This window comes from Actinotalea sp. Marseille-Q4924 (assembly GCF_916618755.1).
GTDB lineage: Bacteria > Actinomycetota > Actinomycetes > Actinomycetales > Cellulomonadaceae > Actinotalea.
In genome coordinates this window covers 26630-44301 of the sequence record NZ_CAKAKB010000005.1, presented here as the reverse complement: position 1 = coordinate 44301, position 17672 = coordinate 26630, and the positions used below count along the sequence as shown (strand labels likewise).

The following is a 17672-nucleotide window of genomic DNA, read 5'->3' as shown; positions in this document are numbered from 1 at the left end:
GCCGGTGAACCGGCGCGGACGGGTCGCGTCCGCTGCGTGCCGACGAGGCATCCGCCTCAGGGGCCCGAGCCTGCACCTTGTCGGTCCAGCTCGTCCAGTGCCAGGAGAACAGTGGACGCCGTCCACGCCAGCGGCGCAACCGCAGCAGGCGAGCCGTCGTGCAGCACCTTCTCGGGAAGCGACCCGCGGTCCGTGCGGTGCCGGTCCAGCCAGTCCAGCCGGTCCTCCGCCAGCTCCACCTCCCCCGACGCGGCCGCCGTCAGCGCCCACATCGCCGTCTCGGGGGTCCAGGAGACGCCGTCGTTCTTCCAGTCCTCGCCCGGGGCGAGGCCGCCAGCAGGCCGGGCCATCCCCGCCGCGGCGTCCCGCCACGCCGAGGTGACCTGGTCGTCGGCGGCCCCGAACGGCGGCATGAGCCACGCGACCGCCGTGTCCTGCGCGCGGCCGCCGAGGCGCCGCGGGTAGTGCGGCGCGAAGTTCCCCTCGACGCCCCGCTCCAGCAGCGCGACGAGGTCGCCGACGGGCGGCTCGCCGAGCGCCGCCAGCACCGGCCCGGCCGCGCGCGCACCGGCCAGCAGCGGTGCGGCCGTGCCGAGCGTCGGGCGGCTCTCGCGCACCTCCCAGTAGTCGGGGAACGCGGGAGGCAGACCGGTGACGGGGTCCACGTGCGCGCGGATCGTCGCCAGCGACCCCGTCACGAGGCCCCGCAGCTCCTCCAGCTGCGCGTCGCGGCCGGGGCCGGCCGCCGCGTACCACTGCGCGACGCCCCACAGCACCCAGCCGTTGCCGTCGAGCTGGGGCGCCCGGGCGTCGGGCGTGCCGCCGGAGCCGTCGGGCAGGTAGCGCGCCTGCAGGACGCCGTCCACCGTGCTGCGCTCGTGCATCCGCGCCAGGTACGTGAGCACCCGGTGGGCGTCGTCGGCGTGACCCGTGCGCGCCAGCGCCGCTGCCGTGAAGGACGCGTCGCGGGGCCACACGTACCGCCAGTAGGGGCTCCCGGCCGCGAGGGCCGCGCCGTCGTCCAGCACCAGCGCGTCGAGGTCGCGCAGCGCCTGCTCCGCCATGTCCCGGTAGCGCTCCGGTCCCGGGACCCGTCCCGCGGCGAGCCAGGCGTCCTGCCGCGCCCGCTGCACGGGGTCGTCGACGACGTCGGCCCCGACCTCCACGAGCCGCGGCACGCCGTCGGCGTCGAGCGCGACCCCGTCGGAGTAGAGGGCGATCCGGGCGTGTGCGGGCTCGGCAGGGCTGCTGGCACCCGTGGCGAGGAACCCGACCGTCAGGAGCGCCGTGCTGCCGACCAGCAGGCGACGACGACGTCGGGCGAGGGGCACCGCTGCACCCTACGCAACCCCGGAGGGCACGGGCCAGGGCCGCACGTCCCTGTCGTCGCCGGCGCGCACGGGGCGTGGCCGGGCCCGGCCGTCGGGCACCGCCGTCGGGCGGCGCCGCCGGCGGAGGTGCGCCACACTGGCCCGCGTGTCGAGCACCCTCACCCCGGCCCAGGCCTGGCGCGCGCTGCGCGACGGCAACGAGCGCTTCCTGCACGGCGCGATGGAGCACCCCTCCCAGGGGCTGGACCGCAGGTCGGCGGTGAGCTCGCTGCAGGAGCCCTTCGCGGTCGTCTTCGGCTGCTCGGACTCCCGGGTCGCCGCCGAGCTCGTCTTCGACCAGGGGCTCGGTGACCTCTTCGTGGTCCGGACCGCGGGCCACGTGGTCGACACCACCGTGCTCGGCTCCATCGAGTACGGGGTGCAGGTGCTCGGCGCACCGCTCGTCGTCGTCCTGGGGCACGACTCGTGCGGGGCGGTCGGTGCCGCCGTGGAGGCCCTGCGCACCGGGGTGATGCCGACCGGGTTCGTCCGCGCGGTCGTGGACCGGGTCATCCCCAGCGTCGTCTCCCTCACCCGCCCACCGGCCGAGGGCTGGGCCGGCGGCGGGTCGCTCACGCCCACCGCGGCGGAGCTCGGCCAGGAGCACGTGGGCGTGACGGTCCGCATGCTGCAGAGCTACTCCGCATACCTGCGCGAGGGCGTCGAGGCGGGCCGTGTGGCCGTCGTCGGCGCCGAGTACGCCCTGGCCGAGGGACGCGTGCGCGTCGTCGAGGTCGCGGGCTCCGTCGAGGACTGAGCCACCGCCGGACCACCCGCGCACCGCTGCCAGAATGGGTCCCATGACCGACAGCGCCGTCACCCCAGCAGCTCCCGACCCCACCACGCCGCCGCCGGGGTACCGCGTCGAGCACGACACCATGGGCGACGTCCTCGTCCCCGAGGACGCGCTGTACCGCGCGCAGACCCAGCGGGCCGTCGAGAACTTCCCGATCTCCGGCACACCCCTGGAGCGCGGGCACATCGAGGCGCTGGCGCGGGTGAAGAAGGCCGCCGCCCGCGCCAACGCCGCGCTCGGCGTGCTGCCGCAGGACCTCGCCGAGGCGATCGCCGCCGCGGCGGACGAGGTGGCCGACGGCGCGCACGACGCGCACTTCCCCGTCGACGTCTTCCAGACCGGCTCGGGCACGTCGTCGAACATGAACATGAACGAGGTGCTCGCCACGCTGGCGTCGCAGCGCCTCGGCAGCCCCGTGCACCCCAACGACCACGTCAACGCCTCGCAGTCCTCCAACGACGTGTTCCCGACGTCGGTGCACGTGGCCGCGACGGCCGGACTGGCACGGGACCTCGTCCCCGCGCTCGAGCACCTCGCCGCGGCCCTCGAGGCCAAGTCCGCCGAGCTCGCCCACGTCGTGAAGTCCGGCCGGACGCACCTCATGGACGCCACGCCGGTGACGCTCGGCCAGGAGTTCGGCGGCTACGCCGCGGCGGTCCGGTACGGCGTCGAGCGGCTCCACGCGGCGCTCCCCCGCGTCGCGGAGGTCCCGCTCGGCGGGACGGCGGTGGGCACCGGGATCAACACCCCGGCCGGCTTCCCCGCCCATGTGATCAACTTCCTGCGGGAGGACACCGGCCTGCCGATCACCGAGGCGCGGGACCACTTCGAGGCGCAGAGCGCCCGGGACGGCCTGGTCGAGCTGTCCGGCGCGCTGCGCACGATCGCCGTGAGCCTGACGAAGATCTGCAACGACCTGCGCTGGATGGGGTCGGGCCCCAACACCGGGCTGGGCGAGATCTTCATCCCGGACCTCCAGCCGGGGTCCTCGATCATGCCCGGAAAGGTCAACCCGGTCGTCCCCGAGGCCGTGCTCATGGTCGCGGCGCGCGTCGTCGGCAACGACGCGACCGTCGCCTGGGCGGGGGCGAGCGGCTCCTTCGAGCTCAACGTGCAGATCCCGGTCATGGCACTCGGCGTGCTGGAGTCCGAGCGGCTGCTCGCCAACGCGGCGCGGCTCCTCGCTGACCGGACGGTCGCCGGCATCACCGCGAACGAGGAGCGGGCGCGCGCGTACGCGGAGTCCTCGCCGTCGATCGTCACGCCGCTCAACCGCGTCATCGGGTACGAGGCTGCGGCGAAGGTGGCCAAGCACGCCGTCAAGACGGGTGTCACGGTCCGCCAGGCCGTGGTGGACCTCGGCTTCGTCGAGCGGGGCGAGGTCACCGAGGCCCAGCTCGACGAGGCCCTCGACGTCCTGTCCATGACGCGGCCGCCCCAGGGGTGACGGCAGGCACGTCGGTCCCGTCGGGCGACGACGGCGTGCGTCCGGTCGCGGACGCGAGGGGACGTCGGTCCCTTCCCCGAGCCACCCGGGCGGACGGACGCTGGAGAGGTCGACGAGAGGACCTGCCATGCCCCCGCACTGCGACTCCCTGGACGGCCCCGTCGTGACCGCTGCGCGGCGCGCGCTGGAGGCCGACGACGTCAACCTCCTCCTGCCCTACGTCCACACCGAGGGCGAGGACGAGGTGCGCGACGTGTTCGCCCTCGTGCGCACCGCCCGGCGCGAGGGCGTCACGGCCCGCGAGGTCGCGGACCGGCTGCTCTTCGAGACGGTGGTCCGGGTGCACCGGGCCGGTGAAGGCGCCCCGTTCACGGGCCTCAAGCCGGCGGGCCTCGACGTCGGCCCCGCCATCCCGCTCGCCGAGCAGGCGCTCGCCGACGGCGACGCCACGGCGCTCGTCGCGCTGCTCACCGAGGAGGTCCGCGCGGAGGCCGAGCGGCGGCTCGGCGTGGCGACCGCCGCGGCCGAGGACGTCCACGACGGCGTCCCGCAGGCCCGTCGCTGGGTCGAGGCGATGCTGAGCCTGCAGGTGTGGGCCCACGGCGTCCACCAGGCGGTGCACGCGGGTGGGCACGGGGACGTGCACGTCGGTGGGCACGGTGAGAACGGTGGCGGGCACACCCACGAGCCCGCCGGGCACGGCCGGGCGGACCGCGGACCTGCGGCGCTCCTGCGCGACCACCCGGAGTGACCGCGGGAGCGAGGCCGGGCACGCGAACGGGGAAGGCCGGTTGCAGCATCCGCAACCGGCCTTCCCCGATCCTGCGTGCGCGTCCGGGGACGCGCGCCGCCTCGCTCAGGCCTCGATGCCCTCCAGCATCTCCGTGACCAGCGCGGCGACCGGCGACCGCTCGGACCGGGTGAGCGTCACGTGCGCGAAGAGCGGGTGGCCCTTGAGCGCCTCGATGACGGCCGCGACGCCGTCGTGCCGCCCCACGCGGAGGTTGTCGCGCTGCGCGACGTCGTGCGTCAGCACCACGCGCGAGTTCTGGCCGATCCGGGACAGCACGGTGAGCAGCACGTTGCGCTCGAGGGACTGCGCCTCGTCGACGATGACGAACGCGTCGTGCAGCGACCGGCCGCGGATGTGGGTGAGCGGCAGGACCTCCAGCAGGTCGCGGGCCATGACCTCCTCGACGACCTCGGGCGCGACGAGCGCGCCGAGCGTGTCGAACACCGCCTGCGCCCAGGGGTTCATCTTCTCGGCCTCGCTGCCCGGCAGGTAGCCGAGCTCCTGGCCGCCCACCGCGTACAGCGGCCGGAACACCATGACCTTGCGGTGCTTGCGCCGCTCGAGGACCGCCTCCAGCCCCGCGCAGAGCGCCAGGGCCGACTTGCCCGTCCCGGCCCGGCCGCCGAGGGAGACGATCCCGATCTCCTCGTCCATGAGCAGGTCGATCGCGATGCGCTGCTCGGCGCTGCGACCGTGGACCCCGAAGACGTCGCGGTCCCCGCGGACGAGCCGGAGCCGCTTGTCCGCGGTCACCCTGGCCAGCGCCGAGCCACGGGTCGACGTGACGACCGCGCCGGTGTGGCACAGCAGCGGACCCGTGTCCTGACCGGTGAGGTCGACGTCGGCCAGGTCGATCTGCTCGGCCGTGAAGAGCTCCGACATCTGCGCGTCCCCGAGCTGCAGGTGCGTCACCCCCGTCCAGCCGGAGTCCACGGCGAGCTCCGCGCGGTACTCCTCCGCGGTCAGCCCCACCGCGGACGCCTTGACCCGCAGCGGCAGGTCCTTGGACACGAGCGTCACCTCGGCGCCCTCGTCAGCGAGGTTCCGGGCGACGGCGAGGATCCGGGTGTCGTTGTCCCCGAGGCGGAAGCCCGCGGGCAGCACCTGCGGATCGACGTGGTTGAGCTCGACGCGCAGCGTGCCGCCCTGGTCGCCGACCGGCACCGCCTCGTCCAGGCGCCCGTGCTGGACGCGCAGCTCGTCGAGCAGTCGCAGGGCGCTCCGGGCGAAGTAGCCGAGCTCGGCGTGGTGCCGCTTGCCCTCGAGCTCGGTGATGACGACGACGGGCAGGACGACGGCGTGCTCGGCGAAGCGGAGCATCGCGCGCGGGTCGGAGAGGAGGACTGACGTGTCGAGCACGAACGTGCGCCGCACCTGCGGGTCCCGGTCCTCGGCGGTCGTACGGCTCGTACCGGCTGTCGTGGCCACGGCAGGCTCCCTCCGGCGCCTCAGCGCCGTTCGCGCCACCTCGCGCCGGTCGTCCGGCGCTCGACGGCTGGGTGGGGGTCGGTCGGCCACGAGGGCCGGGACCGGCCCCCTTCCCGGAGCCTGTGCTCCATGGGGCCTCCCGAGGACGGCGGGATGTCGTCCTGACATCTCGGAACGTACGCCCGCCCTCCGCGCGTCGCGCGCCGTGACACGCCGCACGACACGCCCGGGCGCGGGGGTTCACCCGGACGTCGTACGACGGTCACCCGGCCGACGACGCGCGGGCCGGCCTCAGCGCCCGAGCCGCCGCTCGCGCTGGGCGTAGCTGCGCAGGGCCCGCAGGAAGTCCACGCGCCGGAAGTCCGGCCAGTAGGCCTCGCAGAAGTAGAACTCGGTGTGGACGCTCTGCCACAGCAGGAAGCCGCCGAGCCGCTGCTCCCCCGACGTGCGGATGACGAGGTCCGGGTCCGGCTGACCTCTCGTGTAGAGGTGCTCGGCGATGTGCTCGACGTCGAAGCTCTCGGCCAGGTCCTCCAGCGCGGTGCCGTCGTGCGCGTGCGCCCGGAGCATGGCGCGGACGGCGTCGGCGATCTCACGACGTCCGCCGTACCCGACCGCGATGTTCACGTGCAGCCCCGGCACGTTCGACGTCCGGCGCTCGGCCTCGCGCAGCGTCGCGGCCGCCCCGGGCGGCAGCAGGTCGAGGGCGCCGACCACCTGCAGGCACCACCGACCCCGCGCGGCGAGGTCGCTGACGGCGTCCTGGATGATGCCGAGCAGCTCGCTGAGCTCGTCCGACGCCCGCGACAGGTTGTCGGTGGAGAGCATCCACAGCGTCACGACCTCGACGCCTGCCTCCTCCGACCACTCCAGCAGCTCGACGATCTTGTCCGCTCCGCGACGGTGCCCGTGGGAGGCGGACTCGCCGAGGCTCCGCGCCCACCGCCGGTTGCCGTCGAGGATCACCCCGATGTGCCGCGGGATGGCGTCCTTGGGCAGCGACGCGGCCAGCCGCCGCTCGTACAGCCCGTAGACCGGGTGGGGCAGACGCATGCAGGGGTCCTCCGAGCGTGGTCCGGACGAGCACACGGTAGCGCTCGCGCGGCCGGGCCGACGGCGCGTCGGCGGTCGCAGGCGGTAGAGGTCCGCGGCGCCGCGTGGAGGTGTGGTGAAGACGAACCTACGGTCCAGTAACCTACGCTTGCGTAGGAGAGGCTGACGAGTGGTCCGGCGAGATGGCACGCTGGATCCGAGGCCGCCAGGAGCGTCGGTCCGACGACCGGCACCAGGACCGGAGGGTGACATGAGCGTGCCCACGGGCAGCGTCGGGGACGCGCCCGCCGCGACGCACCACGGCATCAAGCCGCGCCTGCGCGGCTGGGTGCATGCGGGCGTGACGCCGATCGTCGTCGTCGCCTCGGTGGTGCTGGTCGTCATGGCGCCGACCACGGCCGGCAGGGTCACGTCGACGATCTTCGGCGTGAGCGCCGTCCTCCTGTTCGGCACGTCGGCCGTCTACCACCGCGGGACCTGGTCCCCCCGCACGGGCGCCGTGCTGCGACGGCTCGACCACACCAACATCTTCCTCATCATCGCGGGGACGTACACGCCGCTGACGGCGCTGCTCCTGCCGTGGCCGCTCAACCGGAACCTGCTGGTCGTCGTGTGGGCGGGGGCGATCGCCGGCCTGCTGGCGCGCGTCTTCTGGCTGCACGCACCGCGCTGGTTCTACGTTCCGGTGTACGTCGCCCTCGGCTGGGTCGCCGTCTGGTTCCTGCCGGACTACGCGGCATCCGGCGGTGCGGCGATCGCGTGGCTCGTCGGTGTCGGCGGCCTCGCCTACACCGTCGGCGCCGTCGTCTACGGCACGAAGCGGCCGAACCCCAGCCCGCGGTGGTTCGGGTTCCACGAGATCTTCCACGTGCTCACCGTCATCGGGTACGGCTGCCACTACGCCGCCGTGACGATCGCGGTGCACGCCGCCGGCTGACGGCGCCGTCCGCCGCGCGCCCCTCGGCCTGCCGCGAGCGCCACCGCGCCGCACACGACGAGCACCACCACGACGACGACGGCTCAGGCCGGGACCACGCGGTAGCGCCGGTTGCGCAGGGAGGGGTTCTTCTCCCGCACGGCGGCGACGTGCTCCGGACGGAGGTCGGCGACCGCCGCCGGGGCCGTCGGTGAGGCCGCGCCCGACGGGGCGCCGCCGAGCAGCCCGGTGGCCGGCGCCGGCTCGCGCTCGGGGGCACCCGCATCCGCGAGCACCACCCCGAGAGGGTCGACGACCACCGACGCGCCGGTCACCCCGTGCCCCTGCTGGGCCGCCGCGACGACGTACGCGGTGTTCTCGATGGCGCGGGCGCGCAGGAGCGTGAGCCAGTGGTCGGCCTTGTGCTCACCCCACGCCCACGCGGCAGGGACGACGAGGACGTCGGCGCCGGCGTCCACGAGGCGGCGCGCCGCCTCCGGGAAGCGCAGGTCGTAGCAGGTCATGACACCGACGCGCAGGCTCCCGACCTCCACCACGACCGCGTCCGCGTCGGCCGCCCCGGCCTCCAGCCTGTCCGACTCGCGGTGGCCGAAGGCGTCGTAGAGGTGCACCTTGCGGTAGTCGCCGACGACCTCACCACCCGCGACGACGACGACCGCGTTCTGCGCCCGGTCCGGGCGCGAGCCGGGCACGCACGTGCCGGCGACCACGGTGACCCCCGTGCGCGACGACGCCTCGCGCAGCGCGGTCACGAAGGGACCGTCGAGGGGCTCGGCCAGCTCCGGCGGCACGCCGCTCGGGTCGAACAGGGCCGCGTACTCCGGGAGCACGACCAGTGCAGCCCCGTCCTCGGCCGCGCTCTCGACCGCGGCCACCGCGGCGGCGCGGTTGGCGCCGACGTCGCGGCCGCTGCTGAAGGCGACCGCGTGGGCGCGCACGCTCACCGGTCGGCGTCCGGGTCCGTCGTCCCCGGCGTCCGGTCCGCCGGTCGGCTCCCCCGGCCGTCGACCGGCCCCTGCGGGTCCGTCCCGTCCTGCGTCTCGTCCCGGGCGGGTGTCGTCCGGTCCTGCGGCTCGTCCCGCGGGGCGGGGGCAGCCCATGGCGGCGCGGGACGCTCCGTGCCCAGGTTGACCCGCCGCAGCTTCACGACCATGGACAGGAGCAGGCCGATGAGCCCGACCACGACGAGGGCCGTCACGGCGAAGCCGAGCACGCCGGGCGTGACGTCCGTCGGCTCCAGGTCGGGGCGCAGCCCGTCCTCGGCCCCGGCCAGGACGAGCAGCGCCACGACGGCGTCGACGGGGGCTCCGGCCATGACGCCCACGAGCGGGCCCATCAGCGGGCGCCCGCGACGTCGTCGGCGTGGACACCGGCGAACAGGTCGTCCTCGGGGGGCGACGTCGTGGTCGGCACGTGCGAGACGGCGAGCTCGTACTCCTCGACGGGCCAGACCCGCGCCTCGACCTCCCGGGGCACCGCGAAGAAGAACCCCTCCGGGTCGATCTGCGTCGCGTGCGCCCGCAGCGCCTCGTCACGTGCCGTGAACTTCTCGGCGCACGGCACGCGGGTCGTCACCGGGCGCTCCGGCACCTCGCGCATCGCGCGGGACTCGATCCAGTCGCCGAACGGCGACTCCTGCCCCGCCTCGAGGAGCGCCTCGTGGACGGTCCGCATGCGCTGCAGCGAGAAGTCGTGGTTGTAGTACAGCTTCAGGGGCTGCCACGGCTCGCCGCGGCCCCGGTACCGGTCCCTGTCGCCGGCCGCGTGGAAGGCCTCGAACGCGACCTTGTGGCACATGATGTGGTCCGGGTGCGGGTAGCCGCCGCTCGGGTCGTACGTCGTCATGACGTGCGGGCGGAAGGACCGCACGAGCTCCACCAGCGGCGCCGCCGCCTCCTCCAGCGGGACCAGCGCGAAGCATCCCTCCGGCAGCGGCGGCAGCGGGTCACCCTCCGGCAGGCCGGAGTCGACGAAGCCGAGCCAGTGCTGACGGACGCCCAGGGCCACGGCGGCCCGGGCCATCTCGTCGCGGCGGACCGCGGCCAGCTCCTCCGTCGACGTCGGCGGGTCGACGTACCGAGGGTTGAGGACGCTGCCGCGCTCACCGCCGGTGCACGTGACCACGAGCACCTCGACGCCCTCGGCCGCGTAGCGCGCCGTCGTCGCCGCACCCTTGCTCGACTCGTCGTCCGGGTGCGCGTGCACGGCCATGAGCCGCAGACCCCGGCGGGAGCCCGCTGCCGCGACGGCCGCGTCCGGCTCCCCCGCCGTGCGGTCCTCGTGCTGCCCGGCGGACCCCGCTGCGGTCACCGTCCCACCTCTGCTTCCTGTCGTCCTGCGCGTGTGCCGTCCGGTCCCGAAGCGCCGTCGGCGCCTGTGACGTCGGGGACAATGGTCGCACCACCGACCGACACCCGAGGAGACGGCGCCGCCATGGACCAGACACCTCTGCGGCCGCCGCCGGGCCGCTACGGGCCGATCCCGGACGAGCGTCGCCGACGCGCCGGGCGCGCCGCGCTGTGGGTGCTGGGTGCCCTGGGGGTCGCCGGCGCCCTGTGGATCGGTGTCGGCGCCGCCCGGACACCCGTCACGTGGACCGACGTCGGCTTCTCGCTCGACGGCGCGGACCGGGTCGAGGTGGTGTTCGAGGTCGCGCGCACCGACCCGTCGGTGCCGGTGCGGTGCACCGTCCAGGCCCTCAACCAGCAGTACGCCCAGGTGGGCCTGGTCGAGGTCGACGTGCCGCCCGCCACCGCGACGGCGGTGCGGCTCAGCACGACCGTCCGCACGTCCGAGCAGGCGGTCACGGGCATCGTGGACACCTGCGTCGTCGTCGACCGCTGAGACACGAGGGCTACACTGGTCGTTTCCCGCGCCCGAGGGCGTTGCACACGGTGGTGTGACCTGCGCCCGCGTCGCGCCGGGGTCGCCGCGCACACGCGGCACCCGGCCCGGAGGGGCACGGGCCACGACCACCCGGCGCCCGGCGTCGCGTGCTGCGCCTCAGGACGTGACCACGACAGATCCGGGTGGCTCGCGGAGCCCGCGACCGCCCGGAGCGACCAGACACAGCAACGAGGAGTGCACGGCGCCGACCGCGCCGCACGACGAGAAGCTCGAAAGGAGCGACCGTGACCGAGTCCACCACCGTCACCTGGCTGACCCAGGAGGCGCACGACCGCCTGAGCGCCGAGCTCCAGCAGCTCACCACGGTCGGCCGGCGCGACATCGCGGAGAAGATCGAGTCCGCGCGCTCCGAGGGCGACCTCAAGGAGAACGGCGGCTACCACGCTGCGCGGGAGGAGCAGGCGAAGCAGGAGGCGCGCATCCAGCAGCTCCAGCAGATCCTGCGCAACGCCGTGGTCGGTGCTGCCCCGCCCGACGACGGCGTCGTGGAGCCGGGGATGGTCGTCACGGCGTCGGTCGCCGGCGACCGGATGACGTTCCTCATCGGCTCCCGCGAGGTCGCCGACGGCACGGACATCGAGGTGTTCTCCGAGAAGTCGCCGCTCGGTGCCGCGATCATCGGCCGTTCCGCCGGCGAGGAGACGTCGTACGAGGCGCCGAACGGCCGGACCATCCCCGTGGTCATCCACGAGGCGAAGCCCTTCCAGTCCTGACGCGGCCCTCGGCATCGACCGGCCCCGACGCCTCGTGCGGCGGGGCCGGTCGGCGTCCCGGGGGGACCCGGGCTCCCGAGGGACTCAGGCGTCGGTGACGCGGTAGCCCGCCGCGCGGAGCCGCTCGACGACCTCGCCGCTGTGCTGCGGTCCGCGGGTCTCGACCTGCAGCCCGACCTCGACCTCGTCGATCGCCAGGTCCACCCCGGTGCGCACGTGGCCCACGTGGGTGATGTTGCCCCCCGCCGCGGCCACCTCCCCGACCATGGCCGCGAGACGGCCAGGCCGGTCGTCGACGCGCACCCGGAGCTGGAGGTAGCGCCCGGCCGACGCGAGCCCGTGCCGCACGACGCGCAGCAGCAGGAGCGGGTCGATGTTCCCGCCGGACAGGACCACGACCGCCGGGGTCCGCACCGGGTGGCCGGCGAGGATCGAAGCCACCCCGGCCGCGCCGGCCGGCTCGACGACCGTCTTGGAGCGCTCGAGGAGCATGAGCAGCGCCCGGGACAGCTCCTCCTCGGACACGGTCCGCACCGGGACGTGGCGGCCGTGGAGCAGCGCGAACGGGACGTCGCCCGGGCGCCCGACCGCGATGCCGTCGGCCATCGTCGAGTGCAGGGGCACCGTCAGCGGCCGGCCGGCGTCCAGGGACGGCGGGTAGGCGGCCGCCGCGGCGGCCTGCACTCCCACGACCTCGACCTGGGGGTGGTCGTCCCCCAGCGCGGCGACGATCCCCGCGGCGAGGCCTCCGCCGCCGACGGGCACGACGATCGTGCGGACGTCGGGCACCTGCTCGAGGATCTCGCGGCCCACCGTGCCCTGACCGGCGACGACGTCGACGTGGTCGAACGGGTGGACGAGCACCGCACCGGTCAGCTCGGCGTGCTCCCGGGCGTGGGCGAGCGCCTCGTCGACCGAGTCCCCGCCGAGCTCCACGTGCGCCCCGTACTGCTGGGTGGCGGCGACCTTGGGCAGGGCCGCGCCCTGGGGCATGAAGACCGTCGCCCGGACCCCCAGGCGGCCCGCGGCGAGGGCCACGCCCTGGGCATGGTTGCCTGCGCTGGCGGCGACGACCCCACGGGCGCGCTCCTCGTCGGAGAGGCGGGCGAGCCGGACGTACGCGCCCCGGACCTTGTAAGAGCCGGAGTGCTGCAGGTTCTCGCACTTGAGGAGGACGGGACCGCCGGCGAGCGTCGACACCGCTCGGCTGTCCAGCACGGGCGTGCGTCGCGCGACGCCCGCGACGAGCTCCGCCGCGGCCGCGACGTCGTCCGGGCCCACGGGCGGTGTGGTCACCGGACGTCACCGGACCGGGTCGACCCGTCCGACCCGGCGGTCGCCGCCGGGGCCGGCTCGGAGGCCGGTCCGGCCCGACGTCCGGGCACGGTCGCTCCGGCGGCGGTCGCCCCGGTGGTGATGGGGCGCCCCTGGGCGTCCCGGCGCGGGCCACGCCGGGGTCGCCGGGGTTCCGGCGGCGGCCCGCCGAGCCGCGCGAGGCGGGTGTCGAGCCCGTCGGGGTCCCTGCCCAGCCGGGGGAACTTGTCCCTCCCGTGCAGGTAGAGGACGACGGTGTTGATCGTCGCGGCGACGGGGACGGCGAGGAGCGCGCCGAGGATCCCGGCCGTCAGCGAGCCGGCGGTCACCGCCAGCAGCACGGCCACCGGGTGGAGGGAGACGGCGTGGCCCAGGAGCAGGGGCTGCAGGACGTTCCCCTCGAGCTGCTGCACGCCCAGGACGATGAGGAGCATGATCACCGCTGCGCCCGGACCCTGGTCGACGAGCGCCACGAGGACGGCGATCGCGCCCGTGGCGATCGCGCCGACGAAGGGGATGAAGGAGGCGAGGAACACGAGGACCGTGAGCGGGACCACGAGCGGCAGTCCGAGGAGCGCCGCCCCGAGGCCGATGCCGACCGCGTCGACGAACGCGACGAGGATCTGCGCCCGGACGTACGAGGAGAGCGTCACCAGACCGCGCCGGGACGCCTCCCACGTGCGGTGGCGCGCTCCCGCCGGCAGCAGCCGCACGAGCCAGGCCCCGATCATCGGGCCGTCCTTGAGGAAGAACAGCAGCACGAACAGCGAGATGATCATCCCGGCGAGGACGCTGCCGACGGTCGTCGTGACCGCGAGCGCACCCGAGACGAGCGAGTCGCTGTTCGCCTGGAGCTGCGCCTGGGCCTCGTCGATGTAGGCCTCGATCTGCGCGGTGTCGATGCCGAGCGGGCTGTCGGCGAGGTAGACGAGCAGCGCCGAGAACCCCTCCTGCGCCTGGCCGTAGAGCTCGCCGAAGCCCATGACGAGCTGCCGGCCGACGAGCGTGAGCAGGCTCCCCACCACGACGAGCAGCCCGACGACGCACAGGGCCGCGGCGAGCACGCGCGGCATCCGTGCCCACCGGACGAGCCATTCGGCCAGGGGGTTGAGCAGGACGGTGAGCAGCAGGGCGATCGCCACGGGGACCCAGATGACCTTGCCGACCGACAGCCCGAGCAGGACGACGGCCAGCGCGATCGCGATGACGATGAGCCGCCAGGCCCACGCGGCGGCCACCTGGACCGACCGTGGCACGGACTCCAGGACCGGCCGCTCGGGGGCGGCGTCCCCCCCGGGCGCGACCGTCATGCGAGCGCCTGGCCCAGGTCCGCCACGAGGTCCGCCACGTCCTCGATCCCGACCGAGAGCCGGACCAGGTCGTCCGGCACCTCCAGCGGGGAGCCGGCGACCGACGCGTGCGTCATCTGCCCCGGGTGCTCGATGAGCGACTCGACGCCGCCGAGGGACTCCGCCAGCGTGAAGACCCGGGTCCGGTCGCACACCTCGAGCGCCTTGTCGCGGCTGCCGACGCGGAACGACACCATGCCGCCGAAGCCCGACATCTGCCGGGCCGCGAGCTCGTGGCCCACGTGGGAGGCCAGCCCGGGGTAGATGACCTGGTGGACGGCCGCGTGCCCCTCCAGGAAGCGGGCGACCGCGTCGGCGTTGGCGCAGTGCCGGTCCATCCGGACCGCGAGGGTCCGCAGGCCGCGGAGCGTGAGCCACGCGTCGAACGGCCCGGCCACGGCGCCCGAGGCGTTCTGGTGGAAGGCGATGGTCGCCGCGAGGTCGCTGGAGCCGGTCGGCCCCTCCAGGCCCACCGGCAGCTGGGCCCCGTCGCGCACGACCAGCGCTCCACCGACGACGTCGCTGTGGCCGCCGATGTACTTGGTCGTCGAGTGCACGACGACGTCCGCGCCGAGCGCCAGCGGCTGCTGCAGGTACGGCGTCGCGAAGGTGTTGTCGACGACGAGCACCGCACCGGCCGCACCGGCGAGCGCGGCGATGGCCGCGATGTCGCTGACGCCCAGCAGCGGGTTGGTCGGCGTCTCGACCCACACCACCTTCGTCCGGCCCGGCTGGATCGCCGCCGCCACCGCGTCGAGGTCCGCCAGGTCCACCGCGGTGTGCTCCACGCCCCAGGGCGCGAACACCCGTGCGATGAGCCGGTACGAGCCGCCGTAGGCGTCGTCGGGCACGACGAGGTGGTCACCGGGCCGCAGGACGGCGCGCAGCAGCGTGTCCTCGGCCGCGAGCCCGGACGCGAAGGCGAACCCGCGCGACCCCCGCTCGGCGGCCGCGAGGGCCTCCTCGAGCGCCGTGCGCGTCGGGTTCGCCGACCGGGAGTACTCGTACCCGCCGCGCAGGCCACCGACGCCGTCCTGCTTGTAGGTGGAGACCTGGTGGATCGGCGGGACGACGGCGCCCGTGGTCGGGTCGGGGTCCTGCCCGGCGTGGATGGCACGGGTCGCGAACCCGGCGTCGGTCCAGTCGTTCGGCGTCGATGAGGTCACGCGCCCAGGCTAGTTGTCACCGGCGACACGTGGGTCGACGCGCGGCCCGGCGGGGGCCTGCGGCAACTCCGGGGCCCACGGCAGCGGGTGCGTGGCGGACGTCGGGGAACACGGACCCCGCCGTCGGGCGTTGCCCGGGAGACGCGCGAGCGTCGCCCGACGCCGTCTGCAGGAGGGAACCCCGTGTTCGGATCGCTGTTCGGCTCCACGATGCGCACCACCATGGTCACCGCGGAGCGCGCCCTCAAGGGCCGCCCCGAGCCGGTGTACTCCGTGCCGGAGACCCACGCCGTGCTCGGCACGCCGCTGCGCGGCCCGTGGCCCGAGGGCACCCAGGTGCTGCACCTCGCCATGGGCTGCTTCTGGGGGGCGGAGAAGGAGATGTGGCAGCTCCCCGGCGTCGTCACGACCGCCGCCGGCTACCAGGGCGGGTACACCGAGAACCCGACGTACGACGAGGTGTGCTCGGCGCTGACCGGCCACACCGAGACCGTCCTCGTCGCGTACGACCCCGAGCGGCTGCCCACCGCCGAGCTGCTGCGTCACTTCTGGACGCTGCACGACCCGACGCAGGGCTTCCGGCAGGGCAACGACGTCGGGACCCAGTACCGCTCGGCGATCTTCACCACGACCGAGGATCAGGCCGAGCTCGCGCGGACCACCCGCGAGCTCTACGCCCCGGAGCTGCGGCGCAACGGCTACGGGGACATCACCACGGAGATCCGGCCCGTCGAGGACGCGGGCACGTTCTGGTACGCCGAGGACTACCACCAGCAGTACCTGCACAAGGTGCCCAACGGCTACTGCCCCGTCCACGCGACCGGCGTCGCGTGCCCGCTGCCGTCCTGACCGCGCCCGCCGGAACCTCCTGACGCGAGGCGCCGGGAACCCGCTCCCCCGCCCCGAGACGGACGAGATCATCCTCGAGAGGTACGGCCGCGGCGCGTGAGGTTACGCCCGCAGGGGGTCCCCCGGTCCTGCGCCCCTGCCTAGGTTCGAGATGTCGAACCAGAGGAGGGGACACACATGATCGAGGCCCGGGGCCTGACCAAGAGGTACGGCTCGAAGACCGCGGTGGACGACATGACGTTCACGGTCCAGCCGGGGAAGGTGACCGGCTTCCTGGGCCCGAACGGGGCCGGGAAGTCGACCACGATGCGCATGGTCGTCGGCCTGGACCGGCCGACCGCCGGCACGGTGACCGTCAACGGCCGCCGCTACGCCGAGCACCGCGCCCCGCTGCAGGAGGTCGGCGCCCTGCTGGACGCCAAGGCTGTCCACACCGGCCGGACCGCGCAGAACCATCTGCTGGCGATGGCGGCGACGCACGGCATCAGCCGCAGGCGGGTCGACGAGGTCATCGAGATGACGGGCCTAGGTCCGGTCGCCCGCAAACGCGTCGGCGGGTTCTCGCTCGGCATGGGGCAGCGCCTCGGCATCGCCTCGGCGATGCTCGGCGACCCGGCGACGCTCATCCTCGACGAGCCTGTCAACGGCCTGGACCCCGAGGGCGTGCTGTGGGTCCGCAACCTCGTCCGGTACCTGGCCGGCCAGGGCCGGACCGTGTTCCTGTCCAGCCACCTCATGAGCGAGATGGCGGTGACGGCGGACCGCGTCGTCGTCGTCGGACGCGGCCGGCTGCTCGCCGACGCGCCCGTCCAGGAGATCGTCGGCCTCGCCTCCGGCACCACCGTGCGCGTCCGCAGCCCGCAGGCGGGGCCGCTCGAGGAGGTGCTCCGCCGCCAGGGCCTGGCCGTCACCTCCACCGAGCACGGCCTGCTCGAGGTGACCGGCGGTGACGCGGCGAGGATCGGCGACGCCGCCGCCGCGGCCGGGATCGCCCTGCACGAGCTCACGCCCGTCCACGGGTCGCTCGAGGACGCGTACCTCCAGCTCACGGCGGACGAGGTCGAGTACCACGCCGACCCGACCGCGACGGGCCGCACGGCAACCCCCGGCGACCCCACCCACCCCCTCCGGCGCCACCGCGCCGACGACCGAAGGCGCCCTGCGATGACCACGCTCGCCACCACCACCCCGTCCGGGCACGCCCCGACCAGACCCGGGCGCACCGTCGTCCACCCGGTCACGTTCCCGCGCGTCGTCGCGGCCGAGTGGATCAAGTTCCGCACCGTGCGCTCCACCGTCTGGACCGTCCTCGTCACGATCGTGGCGATGGTCGGGATCAACACCCTGGGCGCGTGGGCCATGTCCATGGCGCCCGCGGAGGCGCAGGCGGGCCCGGGCACCGCGAACGTGGTGACGCTGCTCGCCTCCGGGGTCTCCATGGCGCAGCTCGTCGTCGCGGTGCTCGGCGTGCTCACCGTCACCACCGAGTACAGCACCGGCATGGTCCGCTCGACGTTCGCGGCCGTCCCGCGCCGCCTGCCGACGCTCGC

General features: G+C 74.8%; 16 protein-coding genes and 1 pseudogene. 8 read left to right on the top strand and 9 right to left on the bottom strand.

The features are described from left to right. Positions 1-56 precede the first annotated feature (56 nt). Positions 57-1331 carry a glycoside hydrolase family 15 gene (locus LG379_RS14985; RefSeq protein WP_225755403.1) on the bottom strand — a complete coding sequence of 425 codons (1275 nt, stop codon included), beginning with the start codon at positions 1329-1331 and terminating at the stop codon, positions 57-59. A gap of 145 nt (positions 1332-1476) precedes the next feature. Between LG379_RS14985 and LG379_RS14980 the strand changes: the two genes are divergently transcribed. The 3 genes from LG379_RS14980 (at position 1477) to LG379_RS14970 (ending at position 4364) form a co-directional block, all read left to right on the top strand. Next, a complete protein-coding gene (locus LG379_RS14980) occupies positions 1477-2127 on the top strand; it encodes a carbonic anhydrase (RefSeq protein ID WP_225755402.1) in 651 nt (216 codons plus the stop codon). Between the two features lie 43 nt (positions 2128-2170). Next, a complete protein-coding gene (locus LG379_RS14975) occupies positions 2171-3613 on the top strand; it encodes an aspartate ammonia-lyase (RefSeq protein WP_225755401.1) in 1443 nt (480 codons plus the stop codon). Positions 3614-3740: 127 nt separating this feature from the next. Next, entirely contained in the window at positions 3741-4364 is a 624-nt protein-coding gene (locus tag LG379_RS14970; RefSeq protein WP_225755400.1) for a DUF6448 family protein, read from the top strand. 105 nt (positions 4365-4469) lie between these two features. Here the strand turns inward: LG379_RS14970 and LG379_RS14965 are convergent, their stop codons facing one another. Next, complete coding sequence (locus LG379_RS14965; protein WP_370634541.1) at positions 4470-5726, bottom strand: PhoH family protein; 1257 nt, start codon at positions 5724-5726, stop codon at positions 4470-4472. A 399-nt stretch (positions 5727-6125) separates the two neighbouring features. Next, positions 6126-6887 carry an isoprenyl transferase gene (locus LG379_RS14960; RefSeq protein WP_225755398.1) on the bottom strand — a complete coding sequence of 254 codons (762 nt, stop codon included), beginning with the start codon at positions 6885-6887 and terminating at the stop codon, positions 6126-6128. A gap of 250 nt (positions 6888-7137) precedes the next feature. Here LG379_RS14960 and LG379_RS14955 point away from each other — a divergent pair, with 250 nt between their 5' ends. Then, entirely contained in the window at positions 7138-7824 is a 687-nt protein-coding gene (locus LG379_RS14955) for a hemolysin III family protein (RefSeq protein WP_225755397.1), read from the top strand. Positions 7825-7907: 83 nt separating this feature from the next. Here LG379_RS14955 and LG379_RS14950 read toward each other — a convergent pair whose 3' ends face one another. Genes LG379_RS14950 through mca form a run of 3 tightly spaced genes read right to left on the bottom strand, consistent with a single transcriptional unit; the run spans position 7908 to position 10035 of the window. Continuing rightward, entirely contained in the window at positions 7908-8768 is an 861-nt protein-coding gene (locus LG379_RS14950) for a nitrilase-related carbon-nitrogen hydrolase (protein WP_225755396.1), read from the bottom strand. After that, positions 8765-9139 (bottom strand): hypothetical protein, encoded by a 375-nt coding sequence (locus tag LG379_RS14945; RefSeq protein ID WP_225755395.1) that lies wholly within the window; start codon positions 9137-9139, stop codon positions 8765-8767. Before LG379_RS14945 ends, LG379_RS14950 begins: the two co-directional genes overlap by 4 nt. A gap of 20 nt (positions 9140-9159) precedes the next feature. After that, entirely contained in the window at positions 9160-10035 is an 876-nt protein-coding gene (gene mca, locus LG379_RS14940; protein ID WP_225755428.1) for a mycothiol conjugate amidase Mca, read from the bottom strand. A gap of 222 nt (positions 10036-10257) precedes the next feature. Between mca and LG379_RS14935 the strand changes: the two genes are divergently transcribed. Together LG379_RS14935 and greA are read left to right on the top strand one after the other, a co-directional pair. Then, entirely contained in the window at positions 10258-10668 is a 411-nt protein-coding gene (locus LG379_RS14935) for a DUF4307 domain-containing protein (protein ID WP_225755394.1), read from the top strand. A 287-nt stretch (positions 10669-10955) separates the two neighbouring features. Beyond that, positions 10956-11444 carry a transcription elongation factor GreA gene (gene greA, locus LG379_RS14930; protein WP_225755393.1) on the top strand — a complete coding sequence of 163 codons (489 nt, stop codon included), beginning with the start codon at positions 10956-10958 and terminating at the stop codon, positions 11442-11444. Positions 11445-11528: 84 nt separating this feature from the next. Here the strand turns inward: greA and ilvA are convergent, their stop codons facing one another. From ilvA to LG379_RS14915, 3 genes are read right to left on the bottom strand one after another with little or no spacing between them, the layout of a single operon-like run. Beyond that, on the bottom strand, positions 11529-12740 hold the full coding sequence (ilvA, locus tag LG379_RS14925; protein ID WP_225755392.1) for a threonine ammonia-lyase: 1212 nt from the start codon (positions 12738-12740) through the stop codon (positions 11529-11531). Beyond that, the gene (locus tag LG379_RS14920) at positions 12737-14068 is read right to left on the bottom strand and encodes an AI-2E family transporter (RefSeq protein WP_225755391.1); all 1332 of its coding nucleotides are present in this window, start codon (positions 14066-14068) and stop codon (positions 12737-12739) included. The genes ilvA and LG379_RS14920 overlap by 4 nt, the downstream gene beginning before the upstream one ends. Further along, positions 14065-15273: a cystathionine gamma-synthase gene (locus LG379_RS14915; RefSeq protein ID WP_225755390.1), complete on the bottom strand. Its 1209-nt coding sequence runs from the start codon at positions 15271-15273 to the stop codon at positions 14065-14067. The genes LG379_RS14920 and LG379_RS14915 overlap by 4 nt, the downstream gene beginning before the upstream one ends. A gap of 222 nt (positions 15274-15495) precedes the next feature. Between LG379_RS14915 and msrA the strand changes: the two genes are divergently transcribed. Beyond that, entirely contained in the window at positions 15496-16122 is a 627-nt protein-coding gene (msrA, locus tag LG379_RS14910) for a peptide-methionine (S)-S-oxide reductase MsrA (protein WP_225755427.1), read from the top strand. A gap of 177 nt (positions 16123-16299) precedes the next feature. Further along, positions 16300-17211 (top strand): annotated as a pseudogene (locus tag LG379_RS14905) (ABC transporter ATP-binding protein); the annotation flags it as partial. Between the last annotated feature and the right edge of the window lie 461 nt (positions 17212-17672).